Source organism: Streptosporangium sp. NPDC006930 (genome assembly GCF_040635605.1).
Classification (GTDB): Bacteria; Actinomycetota; Actinomycetes; order Streptosporangiales; family Streptosporangiaceae; genus Streptosporangium.
In genome coordinates this window covers 1-25,189 of sequence record NZ_JBEYID010000039.1, presented here as the reverse complement: position 1 = coordinate 25,189, position 25,189 = coordinate 1, and the positions used below count along the sequence as shown (strand labels likewise).

The 25,189-nt window shown below is 69.6% G+C and carries 19 protein-coding genes and 1 riboswitch; of the genes, 7 read left to right on the top strand and 12 right to left on the bottom strand.

Features of this window, described 5'->3' with window-relative positions; translation table 11 throughout:
• The first annotated feature begins 8 nt into the window (after nt 1–8).
• From ABZ664_RS38050 to ABZ664_RS38040, 3 genes are all read left to right on the top strand, one after another.
• The gene (locus ABZ664_RS38050) at nt 9–1,598 is read left to right on the top strand and encodes a 2-oxo acid dehydrogenase subunit E2 (protein ID WP_362521857.1); all 1,590 of its coding nucleotides are present in this window, start codon (nt 9–11) and stop codon (nt 1,596–1,598) included.
• Nucleotides 1,599–2,486: 888 nt separating this feature from the next.
• Nucleotides 2,487–4,217, top strand: a complete 1,731-nt coding sequence (locus tag ABZ664_RS38045; RefSeq protein WP_362521855.1) for an ABC transporter ATP-binding protein — start codon at nt 2,487–2,489, stop codon at nt 4,215–4,217.
• A gap of 206 nt (nt 4,218–4,423) precedes the next feature.
• Nucleotides 4,424–4,717: a Dabb family protein gene (locus tag ABZ664_RS38040; RefSeq protein ID WP_362521853.1), complete on the top strand. Its 294-nt coding sequence runs from the start codon at nt 4,424–4,426 to the stop codon at nt 4,715–4,717.
• 39 nt (nt 4,718–4,756) lie between these two features.
• On the opposite strand, the gene ABZ664_RS38035 is transcribed toward ABZ664_RS38040, so the two are convergent.
• From ABZ664_RS38035 to ABZ664_RS38010, 6 genes are all read right to left on the bottom strand, one after another.
• Nucleotides 4,757–4,981 (bottom strand): DUF6458 family protein, encoded by a 225-nt coding sequence (locus tag ABZ664_RS38035; protein WP_350950153.1) that lies wholly within the window; start codon nt 4,979–4,981, stop codon nt 4,757–4,759.
• A 52-nt stretch (nt 4,982–5,033) separates the two neighbouring features.
• A complete protein-coding gene (locus ABZ664_RS38030) occupies nt 5,034–6,260 on the bottom strand; it encodes an adenylosuccinate synthetase (RefSeq protein ID WP_362521850.1) in 1,227 nt (408 codons plus the stop codon).
• A gap of 296 nt (nt 6,261–6,556) precedes the next feature.
• A complete protein-coding gene (locus ABZ664_RS38025; protein WP_362521849.1) occupies nt 6,557–7,513 on the bottom strand; it encodes a hypothetical protein in 957 nt (318 codons plus the stop codon).
• 126 nt (nt 7,514–7,639) lie between these two features.
• Nucleotides 7,640–8,605 carry a lipopolysaccharide kinase InaA family protein gene (locus ABZ664_RS38020; RefSeq protein ID WP_362521847.1) on the bottom strand — a complete coding sequence of 322 codons (966 nt, stop codon included), beginning with the start codon at nt 8,603–8,605 and terminating at the stop codon, nt 7,640–7,642.
• Nucleotides 8,602–9,354, bottom strand: coding sequence for an NUDIX domain-containing protein (locus ABZ664_RS38015; RefSeq protein ID WP_362521845.1), 753 nt, complete (start codon nt 9,352–9,354; stop codon nt 8,602–8,604). Before ABZ664_RS38015 ends, ABZ664_RS38020 begins: the two co-directional genes overlap by 4 nt.
• Before the next feature lie 229 nt (nt 9,355–9,583).
• A complete protein-coding gene (locus tag ABZ664_RS38010) occupies nt 9,584–11,413 on the bottom strand; it encodes an acyl-CoA dehydrogenase (protein ID WP_362521843.1) in 1,830 nt (609 codons plus the stop codon).
• A gap of 191 nt (nt 11,414–11,604) precedes the next feature.
• Between ABZ664_RS38010 and ABZ664_RS38005 the strand changes: the two genes are divergently transcribed.
• The 3 genes from ABZ664_RS38005 to ABZ664_RS37995 all read left to right on the top strand — a co-directional run bounded on the left by ABZ664_RS38005 (nt 11,605) and on the right by ABZ664_RS37995 (nt 13,451).
• Nucleotides 11,605–12,390, top strand: coding sequence for a class I SAM-dependent methyltransferase (locus tag ABZ664_RS38005; RefSeq protein ID WP_362521841.1), 786 nt, complete (start codon nt 11,605–11,607; stop codon nt 12,388–12,390).
• A gap of 21 nt (nt 12,391–12,411) precedes the next feature.
• Nucleotides 12,412–12,477: riboswitch (guanidine-III (ykkC-III) riboswitch) on the top strand.
• 19 nt (nt 12,478–12,496) lie between these two features.
• Nucleotides 12,497–12,820 carry a multidrug efflux SMR transporter gene (locus ABZ664_RS38000; protein WP_362521839.1) on the top strand — a complete coding sequence of 108 codons (324 nt, stop codon included), beginning with the start codon at nt 12,497–12,499 and terminating at the stop codon, nt 12,818–12,820.
• Between the two features lie 259 nt (nt 12,821–13,079).
• The gene (locus ABZ664_RS37995) at nt 13,080–13,451 is read left to right on the top strand and encodes a VOC family protein (RefSeq protein ID WP_362521837.1); all 372 of its coding nucleotides are present in this window, start codon (nt 13,080–13,082) and stop codon (nt 13,449–13,451) included.
• A 245-nt stretch (nt 13,452–13,696) separates the two neighbouring features.
• Here the strand turns inward: ABZ664_RS37995 and ABZ664_RS37990 are convergent, their stop codons facing one another.
• From ABZ664_RS37990 to ABZ664_RS37975, 4 genes are all read right to left on the bottom strand, one after another.
• Nucleotides 13,697–14,161 (bottom strand): hypothetical protein, encoded by a 465-nt coding sequence (locus ABZ664_RS37990; RefSeq protein ID WP_362521835.1) that lies wholly within the window; start codon nt 14,159–14,161, stop codon nt 13,697–13,699.
• A gap of 86 nt (nt 14,162–14,247) precedes the next feature.
• Nucleotides 14,248–16,266 (bottom strand): molybdopterin oxidoreductase family protein, encoded by a 2,019-nt coding sequence (locus ABZ664_RS37985; RefSeq protein WP_362521833.1) that lies wholly within the window; start codon nt 16,264–16,266, stop codon nt 14,248–14,250.
• A gap of 217 nt (nt 16,267–16,483) precedes the next feature.
• On the bottom strand, nt 16,484–18,325 hold the full coding sequence (locus tag ABZ664_RS37980; RefSeq protein WP_362521831.1) for a M20/M25/M40 family metallo-hydrolase: 1,842 nt from the start codon (nt 18,323–18,325) through the stop codon (nt 16,484–16,486).
• 136 nt (nt 18,326–18,461) lie between these two features.
• A complete protein-coding gene (locus ABZ664_RS37975; RefSeq protein ID WP_362521829.1) occupies nt 18,462–18,899 on the bottom strand; it encodes an RpiB/LacA/LacB family sugar-phosphate isomerase in 438 nt (145 codons plus the stop codon).
• A gap of 73 nt (nt 18,900–18,972) precedes the next feature.
• On the opposite strand from ABZ664_RS37975, the gene ABZ664_RS37970 reads away from it, so the two are divergent.
• Nucleotides 18,973–21,399 carry a lysylphosphatidylglycerol synthase transmembrane domain-containing protein gene (locus ABZ664_RS37970; protein ID WP_362521827.1) on the top strand — a complete coding sequence of 809 codons (2,427 nt, stop codon included), beginning with the start codon at nt 18,973–18,975 and terminating at the stop codon, nt 21,397–21,399.
• A gap of 120 nt (nt 21,400–21,519) precedes the next feature.
• Here the strand turns inward: ABZ664_RS37970 and mgrA are convergent, their stop codons facing one another.
• Together mgrA and ABZ664_RS37960 are read right to left on the bottom strand one after the other, a co-directional pair.
• Nucleotides 21,520–22,548 (bottom strand): L-glyceraldehyde 3-phosphate reductase, encoded by a 1,029-nt coding sequence (mgrA, locus tag ABZ664_RS37965; protein WP_362521825.1) that lies wholly within the window; start codon nt 22,546–22,548, stop codon nt 21,520–21,522.
• On the bottom strand, nt 22,545–24,605 hold the full coding sequence (locus ABZ664_RS37960; protein ID WP_362521823.1) for a S9 family peptidase: 2,061 nt from the start codon (nt 24,603–24,605) through the stop codon (nt 22,545–22,547). The genes mgrA and ABZ664_RS37960 overlap by 4 nt, the downstream gene beginning before the upstream one ends.
• Nucleotides 24,606–25,189 lie beyond the last annotated feature (584 nt).

Here is a 25,189-nt window from a genome sequence, read left to right as displayed (position 1 = left end):
GCGGAGAGATGAAGGAGTTCAAGCTCCCCGACGTGGGGGAGGGCCTCACCGAGGCGGAGATCGTCCGCTGGCACGTGAAGGCCGGTGACCCGGTCAAGGTCAACCAGATCATCGTGGAGATCGAGACCGCCAAGGCCGTCGTCGAGCTTCCCTGCCCGTTCGAGGGCGTGGTGGCCGCCCTGATGGCGGACGAGGGCGAGGTCGTGGACGTCGGCAGGCCGATCATCTCGGTGGACGACGGCACGGGCGCCTCTCCGGCCCCCGCTCAGGCCCCTGCTCAGGCCACGGCCCCTGACGGGGCGGCGGCGCGGACGGAGGCCCTCGCCGACGACATGGTGCCGACCCCGCCGGCCGAGGTCCGGCAGCCGGTGCTGGTGGGGTACGGCGTGAAGCCGGGTACGGCCAAGCGTCGTCCACGCAAACCGGTCTCGCCCGGTACGTCCCCCGCTGCGGGGGCGACGCGGCCCGGTGAGGGGACGGCGGGTGCGTCCACGGGGACGGCGCCCACGACGCGGGCCCCCGAGCCGGTGCCGTCCGGTGTGAACGGTCCGGCTCGTCCCGGTATGAACGGGCCTGGTATGAACGGGCCCGGTGTGAACGGGCCCGGTGTGAACGGGCCTGGTCCGGGCGGTCCCGGGGTGGCCGGTCCCGGTGCGGGTCCGGCCTCGTCGCCGGGAAAGATCGCGGTTCTGGCGAAACCCCCGGTGCGGAAGCTCGCCAGGGACCTGGGGGTCGACCTGGCCTCCCTGGTGGGGACGGGCCCGCACGGCTCGATCACCAGGGGTGACGTCCAGGCCGCCCTCGGCGCCGCCTCCACCCCCGGGGACGCCGCCGAGGCCGGGCTCCTCACCGAGAACGACGTCAGGGCACGAGTACCGGTCGCGACCTGGGAGGGCGAGGACGAGGAGCGAATCCCGATCAAGGGGGTGCGGAAGGCGACCGCGCAGGCGATGGTGTCCTCCGCGTTCACCGCGCCGCACGTGACGGAGTTCCTCCAGGTGGACATGACGGCGACCATGGACGCGGTCCAGCGCCTCCGCGGGCTGCCCGACTTCGCCGAGGTCAAGGTCTCCCCGCTGCTCATGGTCGCGAAGGCGGTGCTCGTCGCCGTCCGTCGTCACCCGATGATCAACTCTGCCTGGGACGAGGCCCGCCAGGAGATCGTGGTCAAGCACCGCGTCAACCTGGGCATCGCCGCGGCCACCCCGCGCGGCCTGCTCGTTCCCAACGTCAAGGACGCCCACCGCCTGTCGCTGCCCGACCTGGCCGCCGCCCTCGGAGCCCTCGCCGAGACCGCGCGGGCAGGCCGTACCCAGCCCGCCGACATGGCGGGGGGCACGATCACGATCACGAACGTGGGTGTCTTCGGGGTGGACGCGGGCACCCCGATCCTCAACCCGGGTGAGTCGGCGATCCTGGCCTTCGGGCAGGTGAGGGAGATGCCGTGGGTGGTGGACGGGCAGGTCGTGCCGCGCAGGGTCTGCACGCTCGCCCTCTCGTTCGACCACCGGGTGGTGGACGGGCAACTCGGCTCGCTCTTCCTTCGCGACGTCGGGGCCATGCTTGAGGACCCCCTCCGCATGCTCGCCTGGGCCTGACCCCGCGACGTGGTGACCCCGCGACGTGGTGACGTGGTGACGTGGTGACGTGGTCTCCCCCTCCGCGGAGGGGGAGACCACGTGCGCGTCCCCTCCCGCCGCGGTGAGAACTCCCTCCCGCGCCCGAGAACGCGGATTTCCCGCGGCCGCGAGCGTCTCCTCCCCGCGCGGGTAAGGGCTCTTTCCCGCCTGCCAGGAGAGGGCGGGGTCCTTCCGGCATGTCCGTGAGGGCACCTTTCCCTTCGTGCCCGTCGGGAAAGCGGGGTGGGAGAGAGGGGTGCGATATACCCCCGGCGCTCGCCTTCCCTTTCCCTGCTGCACAGGCCCGATTACCTCGGCGGGAAAACGAGGGCGTGCCTCGGGAGGGTCCGTACCGGACAGTCGGAACGCCGTGCGGGCCGTCGCTCGGCCGGTAATGGGAAACCCCTTTTCTCTCCTGCGGATCGATCTTTAAGGTGCGCGTTCCCGGCTCCGGTGGGGCAGCAGAGCGATGCCGAGAGGTCGAGGCGGTCTTTACTCTCGATCCGTTTTGTGGCCTTTACGAATTGCTTGGTGAAACATCTTGAATACGTGATAAATATGACGGTTTGTCCGGGTATGAGAGTTAGTGCGTGATTGGTAAGCGCGACAAGCTCAGTGCGAAGGGGGAAGCCATGACTTTCAAACAGCTCTTCCCGGCCGGCCGTTTCCTGGACTGGGGAGGCGGCTGCTGCCGTCGTCGCCGCCGCTGTGGATGCCGCTGCGGCGGAGGGTGCGGTGGCGGATGGTGGTGGTGAGCCGGATCCGGTGCTAGCGGAAACAAATGAGAGCCGGCGGGTCAACCGTCGGCTCTCATTCTCAGAGTCGCCCTCGCCCCACGGAGCGAGGGCCACCGTACGCCGTCCTCCGGTGGCACCCACGGTCTCCATCCGCAGGACCTTCCGGGAGTTCTGGCCGTACACCCGCGGCCTCCGTCATCTGCTCGTAGCCGGTGGCGTGCTCGCCATCGTCGCGGCCGTCTGCGAGGTCGCCGCGATCGGCCTGTTCGGGTACATCACGGACGAGGTGCTCAGCAAGCAGAACCTGGGGGCCTTCTGGTTCCCCGCCACCGTCTGGCTTGGCCTCGCGGCCGTCGCGGGTCTGGTCTCCTTCGCGGGGTCCTACCTCACCGCCCTGGGGGGCGAACGCTTCCTGCTGAGGTTGCGCGACAGGGTGTTCGAGCACATCCAGACGCTCACGCCCGACTTCTTCGACAACCGCCGCCTGGGCGACCTGATGGCGAGGCTCACCGACGACATCGAGGCGATCGAGGAGCTCGTCGGCTCCGGCCTGGTCAGACTCTTCACCACGCTCGTCAGCGTGGTCTTCTTCGCCGGTGCCGCCTTCTACATCAGGTGGGACCTGGCGCTGCTGACGTTCCTCCTGGTCCCGGCCTTCCTGCTGGTCGCGAAGGGCTTCGCGAGCAGGTTCAGGATCGTGTCGGCGCGCGAGCGGCTCAGCAACGGGATCATGAACAGTGTCATCGAGGAGGGCCTGTCCAACCAGTCGCTCGTCCAGGCGTACAACCGCCAGGGCGCCGAGGCCGAGCGACTGCACTCCGAGGGACACACCTGGATGCGGGCGAACGTGGCGCAGGCGTGGCTCTCCTCCCTGTACGGACCCGTCGTCCAGGTCATCGAGACCGCCTGTCTCGTCATCATCCTCGGGTTCGGCGCCTGGGAGATCTCCTCGGGGCGCCTCACCATCGGCGGCCTCCTCGCCTTCGCCGCCTACCTCGCCTACCTCTACCCGGCGGTGCAGAGCCTGGGACAGATCGCCCTCACCGTCTCCGAGGCGGCGGCGGGCTCCGACCGTGTCATCGAGATCCTCACGACCCGGCCGACCGTCGTCGATCGCGACGACGCCGTCCACCTGGGGCGCGGACGGGGCCGCATCGAGTTCCAGGGGGTCGGCTTCACCTATCCGAACAGGAGAAGGCCCACGCTGCGGGACCTGTCCTTCACCGTCGAGCCGGGGGAACTGGTCGTGTGCACCGGGCCGAGTGGCGTGGGCAAGTCCACGCTCGCGAAGCTGCTGCTGCGCTTCCACGATCCCACCGCGGGACGCGTCCTCCTCGACGGGATGGACATCCGGGACCTGTCGCGCGAGTCGCTGCGTGACAACATCACCATCCTGCAGCAGGAGAGCCTGCTCTTCTCGGGGACCGTGCGCGAGAACATCGCCTACGGAAGTCCCGGCGCCGACCTGGACGCCATCGTGCGGGCCGCCGTGATGGCGGACGTCCACGACTTCGTCGCCACGCTCCCCCTCGGGTACGACACTCCGATCGGGCAGCGCGGCCGGTTGGTGTCGGGCGGGCAGCGCCAGCGGATCGCCATCGCGAGGGCGATCCTGCGCGACGCTCCCGTCCTCGTCCTCGACGAGCCGATGACGGGTCTCGACGCGCCCACGGCGGCGCGGATCATGGAACCGCTCAAAAGGCTCATGGCCGGGCGCACGACCATCCTGATCACCCACGACCTCAGGTTCATCCCCGAGGCGGCCCACAAGATCGTGCTCGAAGCCGTACCGAGACGCTCCGGCCGGATAAGGATCAAGTCCGCCGGACGCCGCCGAGGGTCCACGTCGCGTCCCGCGTGAGGACGGGCTCCCGTATCCGAGTCCTCCGTCCGGCGTGACGGAGGACTCCCGTGCCCGCAGGTCCACGCCGTCCCCGCGTGAGAGCGGGTCCGCGTACGGGTCCGGCGCCATCCCGTGCCGTGGGGGCGCCGCCGCGTCCCGGCGCGTCTGGCCGTACGCTGGCCGGGCGCTCAGGGCACCTGGGATACCCGAGGGAAGGGAAGATCATGTTCCGGCATGTCGTGCTGTTCACCTGGACGGAAGAGGCCACCGAGGAGCAGAGGGTCAGGGTCGCCACGGAGCTCGCCAAGCTGCCCGGAGCCATCACCGAGATCCGCTCCTACACCATCGGCTCCGACGCGGGCGTGAACCCCGGCAACCACCAGTTCGCCGTCGTCGCGGACTTCGACAGTGCCGACGACTTCCTCGTCTACCGCGACCACCCGCTGCACCAGGCCGTGGTCACCGATCACATCAAGCCGATCGTGGCCTCGCGGGCGGCGGTGCAGTTCGAGGTCTGAGAAGACACAGCCGGCACGGCCAAAGGTCCCCCGGAGGTCCTAGACCTCCGGCGGGTGGTTCTCGCGGTGCATCAGGCGATCCTCGGACGTGTGCCCGCGCTTGGGGGACATCACGATGCTCAGCACGATACCGACAGCACCGACGATCATGAAGATCAGGCCGATCACGTCGATGTGCACCGCCTCGCCGAGGACGTCGGGATCGATGGCGAAGCGGAGGATGGCGCCGAGCGTGAGAAAGAAGATACTGACCCCGACACCCATGAGTTCCTCCGGGTAAGGCTGTACGCCAGGCAAAGAGAGAGTCCGGGATTGGTCATACCCTTTCCGGCGTGATCACACCACCGAGAAGGACCTTGTCTGCGGCGGTGGGTCCCGACGAGCCGAGCCACACCGGCACCCCGAGGGCCTCGGCCACCGCCGCGGGCCAGTCGTCGATCCCGTCGGCGTAGCGCGGCCCGGCCCCCGTCAGCGGTTCCAGAAGCCGTTCCGTGAGCCGGGCCTGCCCGTCGAGGTCGCCCGTCACGCCCACGGGAAGCTCGCCGATCTCGTACGAGACGCACATTCGCGACACCGGCGCGTCCAGGTGGGTGAGCGCGAGGGCGTCGGCCCCGCCGCAGACCGCGAGCGCGTAGCGGTGGGCCACCGCGTCGAAGTGGCCGACGCGGAAGGGGCCCTGCCAGGGACCGGCCCCGTTGTGCGCCTCGGGCGGCGCGAGCGCCGCGTCCTCGGTGACGAGCGGTCCCGGGCCGTGCCGCGGGGTGTAGGTCCGCAGCACGCCCAGCCGGGTGGCGGGCACCCCGTCGAGCAACTCCAGCGCGTTGGCGAAGGTCGTCGTGCTCCAGGTGGTGTACGGATGGAAGCCGTGCCACTCGTCGAGCAGCACGCCCTGTGCCCCCTCGAAGACCACGGGCCGCCTGCGCAGCAGCGCCGCCATGAACGAGGAGCCGACCAGGATCACCCGCTCGGCGAACGCCCGGTAGGCGTCGACGCAGTCCTGCACGGGCGGCCCGCTCCCGCCGAGGGCGTCGCGGAGCGCGCGCAGCTTGCGGGTGAGCCGGACAGGTTCCTCGCAGTCGCCCGCGACCGGCGCGAGATCGGGGTGCTCCAGGGCGTAGGCCATCGTCTCCCCGACGCCCATCCCGCACGACCCGTGCCGGTCCTCACCGCGCGCCAGCTCCCTGGCCCGCCCCGCCGCCACGTGGTACGGCGTGGCGAGCAGGGCGTCCCGGTCCACGGAGAGCAGGCGGAACGGGTCGGGGACGCCCAACGCCTCCAGATGGGCCGCCTCCCCGGCCAGCGAGAGCGGATCCACGACCATGAACCTGGACAGGTGGGTCGGCACGCCTCTGAACGTGCCCGACCCGAACTGCGCGAACGTGTGGTGTCTCCCGTCGGGCAGGACGACGTTGTGCCCCGCCTGCGCGCCCCCGTTGAACCTGACGACCGCCTGGACGGGCTCGCGGGCGCAGAGCCAGTCGACGACGGTGCCCTTTCCCGCGTCGCCGTACCCAAGGTCGGTCACGATCACGTGCTCACGCATACGGCCACCCGTTCACCCTCGTCTCCCCTTCCGCTGCTTCTCTCCCGGACGAGCCGTTCTCCGGCCGGTCTTTTCAGCCGGATGCCCTTGCCGGCCCCTCCGTCGGAGCCGTCGGTCTCTTCCGCCGGAGGCTCCTCGAACGTCCCCGTCATCGAAGGCGCCGGGACGGTCTCCTCCGCCGAGGTCCGTCGAGGCCCCTCCCCGGCGGGTTTCGTCCCGCCGGGGAGGAACCGTCTCCCTTCGTGGTGGCACTCCCCGCCGCTTTTCGCGGTGGCCGCCGCACGGCGGGGAGGTTCTCAGAGCCGCATCACGCCGCTGTCGCCGCCCAGGTCGAGCCCGTCGGACACCACGAGGGTGCCCCGGTCGAGCTTGGCGAGGGCCTTGCCCACGGCGCTCCCGGCGTTCGAGCCGATCTCGTCGAGGTCGTCCAGCCCTTCTCGCAGGTCGATGGCGTCCTCGCCGAGGCCGACGGTGAGCGCGATGGTCTCGCAGACCGCGTCCAGGTCGTCCAGCTCCAGCACGTTCTGGCCGAGCAGTTCGCGCCAGGCGGCGAGCACCCGGCTGTCCCCGGCGTAACTCGATCCGGCGGGGAGGATGTAGTAGACGTCGTAGATCCTGGTCAGTTCGGCGACGAGGTCCTTGGTCGGGATGTCGCGCCGGAGCCGCTCGCCGACCACCTTCTCGACCTCGCGCCGCTTGACCTGCGGATAGGGCAGCTCGTCGCCGATGATGAACAGGTAACCCCGGCGGCCACGCTTCTCGAAACAGTCGATCGAGGTGTGCCTGGCCATGAAGTACATCGCCAGCTCGTACGACTCGGACATCTGGCCGCCGCCCCCGCCCTCAAGCAGGATCTTGCCCAGGTGCTCGTCCATCCGGTTGTCGGACTCGAACTGGCCGACCTGAAGGGGGGCACGGTCGCAGGTGGCGTCGCCGATCGCACCGAAGAGGATCTGCGGGTCGGTGGCGTACCCCTTGCGGAGCAGCAGTCCGAGCAGGTCGGGCAGCTTGGTCTGGAGGGTGCGGGGCACCCCGCGCATCGAGCCGGTCACGTCGAACAGGACGGCCACGGCGAGGGAGTTGGGGTGCTCGTCGGAGTCGCGGCTCTCGCGGAGCGCCACCTTGTGCGGGTCGAGGTCGGGGTGAGCGGAGCGGGCGCCGCTGTCACTGTAGGCGAAGGCGCTCGAACCCTTGGCCGCGCGGTAGCTCGCGGCGGCGGAGTAGACGTCGGTGGACCAGATTCCGCTTCCCACGGGGGATCTCCTCGGATCAGGGGTGGAACGTTCTATGAGGTCGTTCCTGAGGTCGTCAAGGTCGTCAAGGTCGTTTCGAAGGTCGTTCTGGGAGTCGAAGGTTTCGAGGGTCGGAGATTTCGAGGGTCAGAGATGGAGCGGCCGGTATTTCCTCGGCCCGTACAGGTCGTCGAGCAGGTCGTCGAGCTCTCCCAGGAGCCGCCAGGCGTCGTTCGGCGGGCTGAGCAGGCTGCCCCGGACGAAGTGCCTGACCGGGGTGGGGACGCGGTCGCCCATGAGGGCGGCCACGCAGCGGGTGGCGAGGTGGATGTCGGTGGCCGGGGTCGCGGGCCTTCTGGCCAGGACCCAGGGCGGATAGTCGTCGCGGTGCCTGGCCACCAGGGCGGTGATCGGGGTGCCGAGCGGGACCGACTGACTCCAGTCGACGAGCACCAGACCGTGGTCGAGCGGGTGGACGAGGACGTGGTGCCCGAAAACCGCTCCGTGCACGACCCCCGCCCGGTGAGCCGCGCCGACGGCCACCAGCAGCCGCCGCCAGATCCACGCCGCGTCCCGCACGTCCAGCACCGGCCGGCGCCGCCGGACCTCGTCCAGGCTCAGGAACCCGTCCGGCACCCGGCTGATCACGTTGGCCTGCCGCTCGACCCCCTCCGAGCGGTGCCGGAACGACTCCACCAGACGGGGCACGTACGGCAGGAGCAGCGGGTCGCCGTCGTGCGCGATCGTCTTCAGTGACTCCGCCTCACGGCGCATGAGGTCGTTGTCCGCGTGGCTGCGCGGGAGTTTGAGCAGCGTGTCGGTGCCGCTCTCGTAGAGCACGGCCGACGCGCCCCGGCGGAAGACGCCCCCGACCCGGTAGGTGCCCCGCCTGGTGGTGATCACCGTCTCCTTGGCCCGCTCCGAGGCTCCCTCGCGGGCCGCCCACAGCTCCGCCAGCCGGGTGAACGCCACGGCGGCCTCCGCTCCCGACGCGAGGTCGGGGTGGAGCAGCCTCGCGAGCCTCCGGTACGCCCGGTGGGGGGAGCCCTCGCCGAACAGGTCCTCGGGCGTGTGAGCGGCGGTCACCAGCGCGATCGCCTCGGCCGTGGTCATCGGATCTGCTCCTCCCTGGCCGGTCGCAGCAGGGCGGGGTGCAGGAGCCGGGCGTCACCGGCCCGGTAGAGCTTGGCGCGCGGCCCGCCCCTGGCCCCGCCGCTCTCGGTGGTCTCGCCGGTGCTCTCCACGAAGCCGGGCACCGACAGGATCTTGCGGTGGAAGTTGCCCGCGTGCAGCTGCACTCCCCAGACCGTCTCGTAGACGCCGCGCAGCTCGGAGATCGTGAACCTCTCACCGGCGAACGCGGTGGCGAGCGGGGTGTACTCCAGCTTGCCGCGCGCCCGCTCCAGCCCGTGCGCCAGGATGCGGTCGTGGTCGAACGCGAGCTCAGGAAGCTTGTCGACCGAGTGCCAGGAGGCGTCGGCCGCGTCCGAGCCTGCCTGGGGATCGGGCAGGTCGGGGGCGAAGGCGAGGTAGGAGATCGACACGACCCTCATCCGCGGATCACGCTCGGGCGCCCCGTAGCTGGCGAGCTGCTCGATGTGGATTCGACCCAATGGCCCGGACAGGTCGGACAGCCCCGTCTCCTCGGCCAGCTCCCGCGCCGCGGCCTGTGGCAGGTCCTCTCCCGGCCGGATGAATCCTCCGGGTAGCGCCCACAGCCCCGCATAGGGTTGCTCGGCCCGCCTGATCAGCAGAACGCGCAACCCGCCCCCGCGAATGGTGAGCGCCACCACGTCGACCGTCACCGCGACCGCCGGGTATGCCCGAGGGTCATAGCCGGCGAGGAACTCCGATTCATCCATTCCATGTCCTTCTCAAATTGAGACAAACTCAGTATGAGAATAACAGATGGCCGATGTCAATGACTTCGCGGTGATTCGTCCTTGCGGAGAAGCGGAAACGGACGAGGGACCGGCCCCGTGAGAACGGGGCCGGTCCCTCGTCGTGCCTGCCGCGGGAGCAGGTGATCACGCGGCCTGAACCGACAGGCCCAGACCGGGTCAGGCCGGTGTCAGGCCGGGATAAGGCGGGTCAGAAGGCCTCTTCCGGCAGTTCCATCAGATCCTGGTCCGTGGCGTCGAGCGTGCGGCGCTCGGCGGCGATGCGGGGCAGGACGGTCTGCGCGAAGAACGAGGCCGCGGAGACCTTGCCGCTGTAGAAGGCGTGGTCGCTCCCCGCGGCGGTCGAGCCGAGCGCGGCCAGGGCCACCTCGGCCTGGCGCAGCAGCAGCCAGCCGATCACCAGGTCGCCCAGGGCGAGCAGGAACCGGGTGGTGTTGAGGCCGACCTTGTAGACCTCCTGCGGGGTCTCCAGCGAGCCGATCGCCCAGCCCGCCATCGTGTCGGCCATCGCCTTGACCTCGTCGGCGGCCTCGTCCAGGAGCTTGCGCCCCTCCTTCAGCCGCCCGTTGCCCGCCTCGGAGGCGGCGAAGGCCTTCACGTCGTCGTACAGCGAGCCGAGGGCGACCCCCTGGTTGCGCAGGACCTTGCGGAAGAACAGGTCCAGGCCCTGGATCGCGGTGGTGCCCTCATACAGGGAGTCGATCTTCGCGTCCCTGATGTACTGCTCGATCGGGTAGTCCTGCAGGTAGCCGGACCCGCCCAGGGTCTGCAGCGAGCGGGCGAGCAGCTCGTACGAGCGCTCGGAGCCGACACCCTTGACCAGCGGGAGCAGCAGGTCGTTCATCGCCTCGGCGTGCTCGTTCCTGCGGCCCTCGTGCTCGGCGATCAGCACGTCGTCCTGGTAGGTGGCGGCGAGCATGACCAGGGCGCGCATGCCCTCGGCGTACGACTTCTGGAGCATCAGCTCCCGGCGTACGTCCGGGTGGTGGGTGATCGTCACGCGCGGGGCCGACTTGTCGGCCATCTGGGTGAGGTCGGCGCCCTGCACCCGCTGCCTGGCGTATTCGAGGGCGTTGAGGTAGCCGGTGGAGAGCGTCGCGATCGCCTTCGAGCCGACCATCATCCGGGCGTGCTCGATGATCATGAACATCTGCTTGATGCCCTCGTGCACCTCGCCGATGAGCGTGCCCACGGCCGGGTGCTCGCCGCCGAAGGTGAGCTCGCAGGTCGTGGAGACCTTGAGGCCCATCTTCTTCTCGACGTTGGTGACGTACACGCCGTTGCGCTCGCCGAGCTCGCCGGTCTCCAGGTCCACGTGGTACTTCGAGACCAGGAACATCGACAGGCCCTTGGTGCCGACGCCGTGCCCCTCGGGGCGGGCGAGCACGAGGTGGAAGATGTTGTCGGACAGGTCGTGCTCGGCGCTGGTGATGAAGCGCTTCACGCCCTCGATGTGCCAGGTGCCGTCGTCCTGACGCACGGCCTTCGCGCGGCCGGCGCCCACGTCGGAGCCGGCGTCCGGCTCGGTGAGGACCATGGTGGCGCCCCACTGCTTCTCGATGGCGAGCTCGGCGTAGCGCTTCTGCTCCTCGGTGCCGATCACGTGGAGCACGTGGGCGAAGGCCGGGCCACTGGAGTACATCCAGATGGCCGGGTTCGAGCCGAGGACCATCTCGGCCAGTGCCCAGCTCACGCTGCTGGGCAGACCGGGGCCGCCGAGCTCGGCGGGGAGACTGAGGTTGGTCCAGCCGGCGTCACGGTAGGCGGCGAAGGACTTCTTGAAGCCCTCCGGCATCGTCACCGTCCCGGTGGCGGGGTCGAACACCGGCGGGGTGCGGTCGCCCTCCTCGAAGGAGTCGGCGAGCACGCCCGTGGCGAGGCGGTTGACCTCGTCGAGCAGGCTCCGCACGACATCCTCGTCCAGATCGGCGTAAAGACCGGTGCCCAGGATGTCCCGGCGTCCGAAGACCTCGAAGAGGTTGAACTCCAGGTCACGGACATTGCTCTTGTAGTGGCCCATGGGGTCTGCTCCTTGAAACCGGGGGATCCGGAACTTTCCATACTCGTCAGTAACGTTACCTGTAATGCTACCCGTGGGTAACCCCTAGAAAACACCCTTGACTGGGACGTTCATCACGCCGCCGTACTGCTGGAACGACGCTCAGGCGGTGCCGATCGACGGGGAGGGGAGAGCTCTTCTAGGCTCTTCCCATGGACGATCAGTGGCGGGCCGACCTCGGGATGTGGAGCATTCCCGAGGAGATCGCGGCGAGGGCGCCGGCCGATCCCTGGGGTCACTCTCCCGCCAGGTTCGCCGAGCGCACCGACCTCGCCCTCGCGGCCCCCGAGGGACCCACTCTGGCGCGGATCGCCGAGGCGCTCCCACCCGGCGGGAGCGTGCTGGACGTCGGCGCGGGGACCGGGGCCGCCTCCCTGCCGCTGGGCCGGGACCTGGGGCGGCTGATCGCGGTCGACACCTCGGAGGCGATGCTCGCCGAGCTGGCCGTCAGGGCCGAGGTGCTCGGCGTTCCCGCCCTCGTCGTCAACGGCCGTTGGCCCGACGTGGCGGCGCGGACACCGGTGGCGGACGTCGCGGTCTGTGCCCACGTCGTCTACAACGTGCCCGAACTGGCGGGGTTCCTCGCCGAGCTCACCCGCCACGCCCGCGTCCGGGTCGTCCTGGAGCTCACCGGGCGGCACCCGATGAGCTGGCTCAACCCCCTCTGGCAGCACTTCCACGGCATCACCCGCCCCAGCGGGCCCACGGCCCACGACGTGATCGCCATCGCGGAAGGGCTCGGCCACGAGGTTCACCACGAGCGGCGCGTGGCCCCGCTGCCCCGCTTCACCCGCCTGGAAGACCTCGCCGAGAGCGCCTGCCGCAGGCTCTGCCTCGGGCGGGAGCGGGCGAACGAGGTCATCGCGGCGGTGGTCGAGCTGGACATGTGGCCGGTGCCCCGCGACCAGTGGTTCACAATCTGGTGGGAATCAAAGTGAGGTTCGGCTATGTTCCACTGTCACAACGCTCAAAAGGAGCGTTTCCGGACGAGACGCGCCGTACCCGGTAGGCAAAGACGACGCTCCTGATCAAGGAGGAGTTGTCATGGCCTGGATCTTCATCGTGGTCGCCGGTCTCTTCGAAGTCGCGATGGCGTACTCACTCAAGTTGAGCAACGGATTCTCCGTGCCGCTGCCGAGCGTCGGCTTCCTGGTCTTCGGCGCGTTCAGCTTCGGCCTGCTCGCCCTGGGTCTGAAGAGCCTGGAGGTCGGTACGGCCTACGCCGTCTGGACGGGTATCGGAGCCGTCGGCACCGCCACGCTCGGCATCGTCGCCCTCGGCGAGGACGCGTCGGCCCTCAAGATCGCCTCGATCCTGCTCATCGTCGCGGGCGTCGTCGGGCTCAACCTCGCCGCCGGCGGCCACTGACCGCGTACCCGGACGTCCCGGCGGGCTGTACGCGTACATCCGGCGCCACGCTCCGTACGCTCGGCAACCCGACCGGTACGTCCGGCCATTCGACCGGCGAGAACCGAGACGCGTACGTCCGGCGACGCGTCCGGCGCACCCGGCGACGCGTCCGGCGAGAACCGAAACGCGTAGGTTCGACGGCGTGACCCGCCGCAACCGAATCGGGCTATCCGGAAACCGGCTTGACGGCTTTGGTGGTGTCGGGTTGGGTGGAGCGATGATTGACGTTCACTGCGTGACCTTCGACTGCGCCCAGCCGTACGAGCTGGCGACCTTCTGGCGCGACGCCACCGGTGGAAAGCTCCACCCGGATACGGAGAAGAACGACGACGAGGTCCTTCTCCAGGGAGACAGGGTCGACCTGCTGTTCATCAAGGTCCCCGAGGACAAGGCGGTCAAGAACCGCGTCCACCTGGACCTCACCGGCTCCGCGGGCACCACCCGCGACGAGGAGGTCGAGCGTCTGGCCGGGCTCGGCGCCACGATCTCCGAGGACCATCGCGACCCCGAAGGCGGCGGCTGGGTCACGATGCTCGACCCAGAGGGCAACGAGTTCTGCGTCTGCCGCGCCGAGCACGAGAGGGTCTAGCGTCCCCGGACGCCCTTGGCCCGGTCACGCGGAAAGGCTCAGCCGGGCCGCGAGACCGGGCGACACGCACGCCCAGGCCGCTCGCTGGGTCCTGGACGCCCACCGGGACCCTGGACGTCTACCGGAGACCCTGAACCCACTGGGAGCCCGGACGTCCACCGGAGGCCTTGGGCACTCGCCGGGACCTTGAACGCTCGCCGGGAGCCAGACGGTCGCCCAGGATCCGGACGGCCGGGCCGCGGGGTTCAGCGGCCACCGGGGAGCGAGGTCTGGCCACGTCCCTTGAGCGTGAGGGCGACGATCGCCGTGATCAGATAGACCACGACACCCCCCTGGAGCGCGTCCAGCGCCGCCCCGAACACACCCTCACGGTCGAGGACGAGCTGCACCGGATACAGCAGGATCGCGGAGCCGAGCGCGGGATAGAGGGAGAACCTCCAGGGGTGGCGCAGCGCCCAGAGCCGGGCCTGCCGGGTGACCCGGTCGCCGACGTCGGGCTTGCTGATCGCGCCGATGGCCGCGATGAGCGAGAACAGGCCGATACCGACCGCCATCGCCCACGTAAGATCCAGATCCCCGGTGAGCAGGTCCAGCCCCAGGCTGACCGCCGCCACCGCGCCGCCGGTCACCGCCGCGGCCTTCCAGGGAGCACCGCGCAGCGCCGCTCCGGCGAGGGACATCTCGTCACGTCGAGTCAGTTCGTCGTTCATGCCTCCAGGGTGCCCCTCGCCTCCCCTTGCCCACATCGGGGAGTAACCCTGACTCGTCCCCGGAGTCGTCCCCCTGGGACCGCCGGTCATTCCGTGGTGGCGCAGGGGGCGAGTTCGACCAGATTGTCGTGGTAGACCGCGCCCCGGCCCATGTCGGCGTCACGGGCGGCCACCACGGCGTTCGCCGTCGCGCCCCCCGGGCTGAGCTTGCGCCAGTGTCCCTTGGCGGACGCGACCACGCCGGGCCGTACCCTCTCGGTGATCTCGACCACGGCCTCGAACTCGCCCTCGTCGTTGAACACCCGCGCTCGCTGCCCCTCGCTCAACCCTCTCCGCGAGGCGTCCTCGGGGTTGACCAGGACGCGCGGGCCCTTCGAGCGCCTCAGCAGCTCGGGGTTGTTGCCGAAGGTGGTGTTCAGGAAGGTGTGGGAGGCGGGCGTGATGAGCGCGAGCGGGTACGGCCCCGGCGTGGCCGAGGCCGTGTGCGGGGGGACGTAGGCCGGTCCCGAGCCGAACTCCATCCGGCCCGAGGGCGTCGGGAAGCCGTCGGTGAACGGCACGAACGGCCGGGGGACGTTGAGGCGGACCCAGCCCTCCTTGCGCAGCCGGTCGAGGGTGATCCCCTCCAAGGACGGGTGCCCCGAGGTGAGCAGCTCCTCGGCCAGCTCCAGGTCGGAGTCGTACAGGGACGGCTCGGTGAGCCCCATGTGCCGCGCCAGGCGGCGGAACGTCTCGGTGGTGGACAGGCACTCGCCGGGCGGCTCGACGGCGGGCTCGTTCCACATCAGGTACATGTGCCCATAGCCCGCGTGCAGGTCGGCGTGCTCGATCTGCATGGTGGCGGGAAGGACGATGTCGGCGTAGTCGACGGTGTCGGTCGGGAACTGCTCCATCACGACGGTGAACAGGTCCTCGCGCAGCAGCCTCTCGCGGATCCGGTTCTGGCCGGAGGTGGAGCCCATCGGGTTGGCCGCGTACACCCACAGGCACTTGACCGACTCGTCCAGCTCGTCGGCGAGCCGCGTCATCGTGAGCGTGCGGACAGGGCCGGGGAGCAGGTCGTCGCGGGTGTCGATGTTCAGGTGGATGTGCCCGCTGGTGGAGTACACGATCCCGCCGCCCGGGTGGCGCCAGTCGCCCGTCACGCCGGGGATGGAGGCGATCGTGCGCATCGCGGTGCCGCCGCCCGCGTGCCGCTGCATGCCCATGGTGGCCCGGATCCCGGTGGGCCGCGTACGCGCCAGACGCGTCCCCAGGGCCCGGATGTCGGCCTCGGGCAGCCCGGTGATCTCCGCCACGCGCGCCGGAGGGTGGCGCAGGATCTCCTCGCGGAGGTTCTCCCAGCCGTTCGTGTGGTTCTCCAGGTAGTCGCGGTCCTCGGCACCCTCGGCGAGGACGACGTTCATCAGCCCCAGGGCGAGGGCGGCGTCGGTGCCCGGCCGGATCGGCAGGTGCTCGTCGGCCTGCTCGGCGGTGCGGGTGCGGATCGGGTCGATCGCCACCAGGTGCGCCCCGGCCGCGCGGGCGTCCTGGATGAATTTCCACAGGTGGTGCCCGGTCGTCAGCGTGTTCGTTCCCCACAGCAGGATGAGCCTGGACAGTGCGAACGTCTCGGGATCCATGCCGCCCGGCGTGCCGTAGACCTGCCGCAGCCCGAAGTTTCCTGCCGAGGAGCAGATGTTCAGGAAGTGCTTCGACGCCCCGAGGACGTTCCAGAACCGCCTCCCGGCGATCCCCTCCGACCCCTGGACGTATCCCAGCGTTCCGGTGCCCACGTAGGGCCAGATCGCCTCGCCGCCGTGCTCGTCGACGATGCCGCGCAGCCGTACGGAGATCTCCTCCAGGGCCTCGTCCCAGCTGATCCGCTGGAATCGGCCGGACCCCTTGGGGCCGACCCGCCGCATCGGGTGCAGGATGCGGTCGGCCGCCCCGGTGTGCTCCAGGTAGCGGTTCACCTTCACACAGAGCGCACCCCGGGTGTACGGATGGTCCGGGTTGCCGCGCATCTTGACGGCACTGCCGTCCTGGACGGTCACCACCCAGGAGCAGGTGTCCGGGCAGTCCAGCGGGCACGCCCCCAGCACTCGCAATTCGCCTGACGACATGCCCCGACTTTAACCGTGCCCCCCACGTGGGGGCACGCAGGATCGGTCCGACGGTCGCCATGGCCGGATCGAGCCGTGCCCTCTTCCGCGTCCCGCGTCCAGGGGCCCGCATCTCCGCGCTCCGCCCGGCACCCCGCGCCCCGGCTCCTCCGTATCCCGCCGTATCCCGTGTCCGGCCCCCCGCACCCGCGTGGCCGTACGCCACGCGACCCCCGTGTTACCTGAGGAGGCCGCCGTGCTCGTGGTCGTGGCCGGATTCCAGGCCGCCCGCGCCGGTGCCCGGCCTGCCGGGGACGACGGCCCCCTTGCCTGGCACGCCGGGCACCCCGGAGCCCTTGGAACCCCTGGAGCCCCTGGAATCACCGGCATCCGGCGGGCTGTTGGGAGCGTGGGGGAGGTCCTCGGCGTACCCGTAGGTGAACGCCGACGCCGCGATCGCGCCGCTGTTCACCAACAGGGCCTTGTCGTTGATGTTGGCGATGGTGTCGCACGCCTGGTGGTAGCACTTGTCGTACGCGACCCCGGCGGTGCCGCCGAACTTTTTGGCCTCCTCGGTGCTCTTGAGGCCCTCCGCGCCGGTGAACAGGCCGCCGGCGGGGATGCCGATCCCGATGAAGGGGCCGTAGTCGGATCGGCCGCTGAAATCGGCGTCCTGGTACGGCTCGCCCACCGCCTCGAAGTACGCCTGCAAGAGCTTCTCGATCTGGCCGGAGCCGGGAGGAGGGGTCGCGCTGATCACGTTGCCTGACGAGTCGCCGTCGTAGATCCCGAAAACGTAGTTCGGTGAGGCGATCATGTCGAAGTTCAGGTAGAGCTTGACCTTCGCCCGCTCCGCGGGGGTCAGGGCGGACACGTAGTACTTCGACCCGAGCAGGCCCAGCTCCTCGGCGCCCCAGAAGGCGAAGCGCAGCCTGTTCTTCGTCCGCAGCGACTTCGCCGCCAGCGCCGTCTCCAGGATGCCGGCGGTGCCCGAGCCGTTGTCGTTGACGCCGGGGCCCATCATGACGCTGTCCAGGTGGGCGCCGAGCATGACGACTCTGTCGGGGTCCCCCCAGGGGCTCTCGGCGATGAGGTTGCGTGTCCTGCGGTCGGGGGCGATCTCGGTCTGCACGACGAGTGCCACCGTCGTTCCCCGGGCAGCCAGCTGCTCACCGGTCGCGAAGTCGGCGCTGACGACCGGGATGCGCACGGTGGAGGTGTTGATCGAGCCACCGAACAGGGCCTTGTGGTTGTCGGCTCCCTCACCTGCCCTGCCGTCGTTGAAGATGATCACACCGGACGCGCCGGCGGCCTCGGCCCGTTCCGCCTTGGCCTGGAAGCTGCAGGTGCCGCGCTGGATCAGCGCGACGTTGCCCCGGACGAATCTGGAGAAGTCGCCCGCCTCGCACCCCGAGGTGGATTCCTGTCCCTTCCTCGGCGGCAGGACCAGGTCGACCGCCTGCACCGGGGCCGTCACCTCCCCCGAGCCGGAGTACGTCATGGTCCTGAAGTCGGTGCCGGGCACGTACCTCTTGGCCAGGGGCCGTGTCCGCTTGAGCACGGGTGTGGTGACCTCGCGGAAAAAGGAGATCTTGAACTCCTGCGAGGTGAGCCGGTATCCGGCCTCGCGGAGCTTGTCCGCGACGTAGGCGAGCGAGGCGGCGTAGCCGGGTGTGGCCGCCGCCCGGGTGCCGCCGTTGGCGTCGGCGATGCTCTGGAGCCTTTCCAGGTGCCCCCTGAGGGCGGCGAGTTTGATCGACGCCCCGAACGCCTTCGCCTCCGGCGGCAGAGGGCTTCCGGCCGGCGGCGCGGAGTCGCCGCCCCCGGAAACAGGTGCCGCGCCGGCCGGGATGACGGACCCGGCGGCTCTCCCGGAGTCGTCGCCTCCCGCGAGGGGTGCCGCGTCGGCCGCGACGGGTCCCGAGCCTCCTGTGACGGCTGCGGAGCCCTTTGTGAAGGGTGCCGGGCCTCCCACGATGGCTGCCGGGCCTCCCGTGACGGGTGCCGCGTCGGCCGGGGCGGGGGTCGCGGCGGACACCGCGGCCAGGGACAGGACCGAGACCATGGTGATCGCGGTCATCAACTTCCTGGGGACGACGGAAGGGGCTTCCCGCCCCTCGGACGCGACTCGGCGGGACGCGAGCGGGTGACGGAACATGTTGTTCAGCCTTCCAGTCCTTCACCCATCGAATTGATTGTTCTCGCAGGTAGAACGGTCAATTCTCCATCTGTGACAGGTACGCTGTGTTCGCCCGGTCTCCCTCGTCGAGGCTGGGACTCCCCGCGAACCAGGCGTCCAGGATCTCCCCGAGCAGGGGGGCGGAGATCAACCGGAGGCTGATCGCCAGCACGTTGGCGTCGTTCCAGCGACGTGCCCCGTCCGCCGTGACCGCGTCCGCGCACAGCGCGGCCCGTACGCCGGGCACCTTGTTCGCCGCGATCGACGCGCCCGTCCCGGTCCAGCAGCACACGATCGCCTGATCGGCCGCCCCCGAGGCCACGTCTCCGGCGGCACGCGCACAGCACCACGCCCAGTCGGCCCGCTCGTCGGCCAGGGCGCCGTGAGGTATCACCATGTGGCCTCGTTTTTCGATTTCGGAGACCAAGATGGAGGCCACACCGTCAAGACTGTCAGAGGCGACCGAGATACGCATGACTCTGATTGTGAACACTCAACGAGAAGATCGGTGACGCACCTGTAATGCGGAACATGCAGAATCGCAGGCGGTGACGGAAATCAAGGAACTGGACGAAACGGCGTCCGTCGACGGCACACGGCCGCCGACAGACGGCGATCTCGCCGTGCACGTCGTCGAGCCGCTGCTCCCGCAGCGGATCCGCCGCCCCTCCGACCTGCTGCGGTTCCTGGCGACCCTGCTTGTGCTCACGGCCGTGGTCCTGCTCGCCCTCGTCGCCAAGAAGACCCTGAACGGCCTGGAGGGCGACGTCGCCGACGGCACCAGCCGGGCACCGTTCCTGCTCAGCGGTCTGGCCGGGGTGCTGAGCGCGTCGGCCATGCTCGGCGTGCCCGTCGCCTTCGCCATCGAGAGAGTGCTCCACCGCGACGGCCTCAGGGTGGCCGAGGGGCTCTTCGCGGCGACCGCCGCGATGGTGTTCTCCTTCGCGCTCGGCGAGTGGATCCTCAAGGCCGGTCCCGAGGACCTGCGGGTCCTGCTGACCGGTGGGCGGGCCGGGGTCGAGCCGATCAACACCCTGCTCACCCCGATCATCGCCTACGTCACCGCGGTGCGAATATCCCGCCGCCCCACCTGGCGGGCGGCCCTGTGGAGCGCGGTCGCGCTCAACGCCGTCGCCCTGTTCGCAGGGCTCGCCGCGACGATCCTCGGCATCGTCGTCTCCATCCTGATCGGGCTGGCCGTCGGCTACGCCACCCTGTACGGCGTGGGCAGCCCCAACACCCGCCCCCCGGGCAGCACGGTCGTCACGGCGCTCCGCAAGCTGGGTTTCGTCCCCGTCAAGGCCCGCAGGCTCGACGACGACCACCAGAGCAGCCGCCGCTACGCCGTCGACCTCAGGGACGGCAGCCGCCTCGACGTCACCGTCCTCGACCGTGACCGTCAGGTCGCCGGCGTGCTCTACCGCCTCTGGCGGCGCATGCGCCTCAACACCGAGACCCGCCGCAAGGCCATCCGCTCGCTCCGCGCCGAGCTGGAGCGCGAGGCCCTCATGGCGTACGCCGCGCAGGCGGCCGGAGCGAGCACCCCCAGGCTCGTCGCCACCAGCGAGATCGGCAGCGAGGCCGCCCTGCTCGCCTACGAGCACGTTCCCACCCGCGCGCTCGACAGCATCCCCGACAACGAGATCGACGACAACCTGCTCGCCCAGATCTGGGAGCAGGTCCTGCTGCTGCAGGTCCAGCGGCTCGCCCACCGGAGACTGACCGGCGACAGCATCCACGTCGACGGCGACGGCCGGGTCGTCCTGATGGACGCCCGCAGCGGCGAGATCGCCGCCGGTGACCTGCTGCTCCGTCTCGACGTCGCCCAGCTGCTCACCTACCTCAGCCTGCGCGTCGGTGCCCAGCGGGCGGTCGCCGCCGCCGCGGCCGTGGCGGGGTCCGGCGTGCTCGCCGACGCGCTCCCCCTGCTCCAGCGGATCGCGCTGACCCGCGAGACCAGGGCCGCGCTCACCAGGAACAAGGAGCTGCTCACCGAGATCCGCGACCGGATCGTCGAGCTCAAGCCGAAGGTCGAGGCCGAGGAGGTGCGCCTGGAGCGCTTCCGTCCCCGGACCCTGATCACCATCATCGGCACCGCGTTCGCCGCGTACTTCCTGGTCTACTACCTGACCCAGATCAACCTCAACATGATCACGTCGGCCAAGTGGAGCTGGACCGGAGTGGCGCTGGCCGGGGCGATGCTGAGCTACGTCGCCGCCGCCCTCATGCTGAGGGGGTTCGTCCCGGAGAAGCTGCCCCTCGGCCGTACCGTTCTCGCCCAGTTCGCCGGGTCGTTCGTCAAGCTCGTCGCGCCCGCCGCGGTGAGCGGGGTCGCGGTCAACACCCGCTACCTGCAAAAACGAGGTATCCCTCCGGGGCAGGCGGTGGCCAGCGTAGGGGCCTCCCAGCTCATCGGGCTCGCCTTCCACGTCGCCCTGCTGCTGCTTTTCGCCTACATCACCGGTTCCAACACCGCCTCGTCGTTCACCCCGTCGCGCACGCTCGTGATCACGCTGCTCGCCGTGGCCGTACTGACCCTGGTCGCGGTGAGTGTCCCGCGCCTGCGCCGACTGATCACCGCACGGCTCCGCTCACTGTTCTCCGGCGTCGTCCCGCGTCTGCTCGACATCCTCCAGTCACCCCAGAAGATCATCGAGGGCTTCGGCGGCACCCTGATGCTCACCCTGTCCTTCGTGATGTGCCTGGACGCCTGTGTCCGCGCCTTCGGGGGTTCCATCAACTTCGCCGCCGTCGCCATCGTCTTCCTCGCGGGCAACGCCATCGGCTCGGCCGCCCCGACCCCCGGCGGGCTCGGAGCCGTCGAGTTCTCTCTCACGGCCGGCCTCACCCTGGCGGGCGTACCACGCGAGGTGGCGGCCCCGGCCGTGCTGCTGTTCCGGTTGCTCACCTTCTGGCTGCCGGTCCTGCCCGGCTGGGCCTCGTTCACGTACCTGCAGCGACACGAGGCGCTCTGACCCGCTCCGCGTTCGTCTCGGGCTTCTGTAACGGCTTTCGAGGACGGTTCGGACAGGCGGAGGCCGCCGGTCACCTGGACCGGCGGCCTCCTCGGAAACGCGCGGACGGGCGGGGTGGGGTCAGGCCTCGCTGGATCTGGCCCAGATGTTGATGCCCGCGTCGACCGCGTCCTTGTCGATCGTCTCCAGCTCCCTGTCGTCGAACGACAGGTTCTCCACCGCGGAGAGACTGTTCTCCAGCTGCTCGACGCTGCTCGCGCCGATCAGCACCGAGGTGACGCGCTTGTCGCGCAGCGCCCACGCCAGCGCCATCTGCGCCAGCGACTGACCGCGCCGGCTCGCGATCTCGTTCAGGATGCGGATGTGCCGCATCGTCTCGTCGGTGAGCATCTCCGGGGTGAGGAAGCGCCCCTGCGAGGCTCGCGACCCCTCGGGGATCCCGTTCAGGTAGCGGTCGGTCAGCATGCCCTGCGCCAGCGGCGAGAACGCGATGCAGCCCACGCCCTCCTCCTCCAGGACGTCGAGCAGCCCGCCCTCGATCCACCGGTTCAACATCGAGTACGAGGGCTGGTGGATCAGTAGCGGCGTGCCCATCTCCCGCAGGATCCGCGCCGCCTCCTTGGTGTGCTCGGGCGAGTAGGACGAGATGCCCGCGTACAGCGCCTTGCCCGACCGGACCGCGTGGTCCAGCGCGCCCATCGTCTCCTCAAGCGGGGTGTCCGGGTCGAACCGGTGGCTGTAGAAGATGTCGACGTAGTCGATCCCCATCCGCTCCAGCGACCGGTCCAGGCTGGACAGCAGATACTTGCGCGAGCCCCACTCGCCGTACGGACCCGGCCACATGTCGTAGCCCGCCTTGGTGGAGATGACCAGCTCGTCCCGGTACGGGGAGAAGTCCTCGCGGAAGTGCCGCCCGAAGTTGGTCTCCGCGCTCCCGGGCGGCGGGCCGTAGTTGTTGGCCAGATCGAAGTGGGTCACACCCAGGTCGAAGGCCCTCCTGAGGATGTCCCGCTGGACCTCGAAGGACTTGTCGTCGCCGAAGTTGTGCCAGAGCCCCAGGGAGACGGCGGGCAGCTTGAGCCCGCTCTTGCCGACCCTGTTGTACGGCTGACGGTCGTCGTACCTGTCGTTCGCCGCGATGTACGTCACTGGGCCACCTTTGCCGTGTCGAGGATCCAGGAGAGGGTGAAGGCCTCCTCGCGCCAGGAGTCGTACCTGCCGCTGCGGCCGCCGTGTCCGGCGCCCATCTCCGTCTTGAGCAGGAACGGCCCGCCACGCGCCACCTCGCGGAGCTTCGCGATCCACTTGGCGGGCTCGTGGTAGAAGACCCGGGTGTCGTTGAGGCTGGTGATCGCGAGAATCGGCGGATACACCCGGCCGTCCACGTTCTCGTAGGGCGTGTACGACTTCATGTACGTGTACACCTCGGGGTCGTGCAGCGGGTCGCCCCACTCGTCCCACTCGATCACGGTCAGTGGCAGCGACGGGTCGAGGATCGTGTTCAGCGCGTCCACGAACGGCACCTCCGCCACCACGCCCGCGAAGGTCTCCGGTGCGAGGTTGGCGACCGCGCCCATCAGCAGCCCGCCCGCGGAGCCACCCCTCGCGATGATCGCGCTCGACCAGCCGGAGGCGGAGAGGTGCTCGGCGGCGGCGACGAAGTCGGTGAACGTGTTCTTCTTCCGCTGGAACTTGCCGTTCTCGTACCAGTGACGGCCCATCTCACCGCCGCCCCTGATGTGCGCGACGGCGAAGACGAAGCCCCGGTCGAGCAGGCTGAGTCTCGCGACGGAGAACGAGGGGTCGATCGAGATCTCGTAGCTTCCGTAGCCGTACAGCACGGTGGGGGCGGGGCGCTCGGTGCCCTTTTTGACGACGATCGAGATCGGCACGCGGGTGCCGTCCGAGGCGGTCGCCCACTCGCGGAACTGCTCGTAGTCGGCCGGGTCGTAACCGCCGAGCACCACCTTCTGCTTGAGCAGGAGCAGCTCGCCCGCGCCCAGGTCGTAGTCGTAGACCGACGGCGGGGTGATCATGCTGGTGTAGCCGAGCCGCAGCCGTCCCGTGACGAACTCCGGGTTGCCGGAAGGGGCGACGTCGTAGATCGGCTCGGGGAAGGGGATCTCGTAGGCCTCCCCGCCGCGGGGCAGGATGCGGATGCCGGTGAGGCCGTCCCTGCGGAAGTGCACGACGGTGTGGCCCTCGAAGGCGTCGACGTCGAGCAGCCGGGTGTCGGCGCGGTGCTCGATGAGCGGCGTCCAGTCGCCGGGGGCGTCGAGGGGCGCGGTGGCCAGCTCGAAGTTCTCCGCGTTCCGGTTGTGCAGGACCAGGAAATGGTCACCCGCGTGGTCGACGCCGTACTCGACACCGGTCTCCCGGGGCCTGACGACACGGAACTCACCGGAGGGGTTGTCGGCCTCCAGGATGCGCACCTCGCTGGTGATCTTGCTTCCGGCGGAGAGGACCAGGTAGCGCTCGCTGCGGCTGAGCCCGATGCCGACCCAGAACCGCTCGTCGGACTCCTCGTGGACGAGCACGTCGTCCTCGGCCGGGCTTCCGATCGTGTGCCGGTGGACCTGGTTGGGCCGCCATGCTTCGTCGACCGTCGTGTAGAAGAACGTCGTGCCGTCGGCGGACCAGGCGCCGCCGTAGAAGATGCCGGGAATCTCGTCGGGGAGGGTCTCGCCGGTGGCGAGGTTCTTCACCTTCAGGGTGAAGCGCTCGTCGCCGGTGAAGTTGGTCGAGTAGGCCAGCAGGGTGCCGTCGGGGCTGACCGAGCTGGTACCGATCGAGAAGAAGTCGGAGTCTCCGGCGAGCTCGTTGCCGTCGAGCATGACCTCCTCGCCGGGAAGCGACTCCCCGGCCTTCAGCTCGGGCGGCGTCTCGCCGTCCGCGGCCACCCGGCACTGGATGCCGTACTGCTTGCCCTCCTCCGTCCGCGAGTAGTACCACCAGCCGCCCTTGCGGGTGGGAACCGAGAGATCGGTCTCCAGGGTGCGTGCCTTGATCTCCTGGAAGAGCGTCTCCCGCAGGGGCTTGAGGTGGGCGGTCGCCTCCTGCGTGTAGGCGTTCTCCGCCTCCAGGTAGGCGACCACCTCCGGGTCGTCCTTGACCGTCAGCCACGCGTAGTCATCGACCACGGTGTCCCCGTGGTGCACGCGCTCGCTGGGAACCTTCTTCGCCGTCGGCGGCGTCTGGCTGCTCACTCGGCCGAGTCTATGTTTCCGCCGGTGCCTGGTCGGGGGTACCCGCTCGGTCGTCTCGCTTCGTCTCACCTGACGTCGCGGGTCTCCCTTGGCCCTGCCTGTCTCGCCGGGTCTCCTTTGGTCGGTCCGTCCCCGTGGGCGTGCTCGGCTCGGGGGCCTCGGCCCCTGGCTCTCTGGCTCGCCGGCTCCTCCCGGCTCGGGGGAGTCCGGGGAATACGACCGCGAGGTTCGTCGTTGTGTCCTGAGCGGTCCGCGAGGGCTGCTAATCTTTTGGTGTCGGCGAGGTCCGGCGCAAACCACTCCAATCACTCCGGTGACTTCCGTATGGCTTGTGTCGTGTTTGTCGACAATCCCTTTGAAGCCAACGGCCTCGAAGATCGGTTCGCAGAGCCGCTCGGAGGCTGGTAAGTTTGAGGGGTTGCTCTGGAAACGGAGCTGCCTGAATTCCATCAGGATCTGCCAGATCGAATCAACCGGATTAAAACGAGCCGGTTTGACACGAAAAAGCGGGCCTGAAAGAATAAAGGCACAACGAAAGAACAGAATAAAACGAACGCCCCGGAGTTCTGCCGGACCGGTTGGTC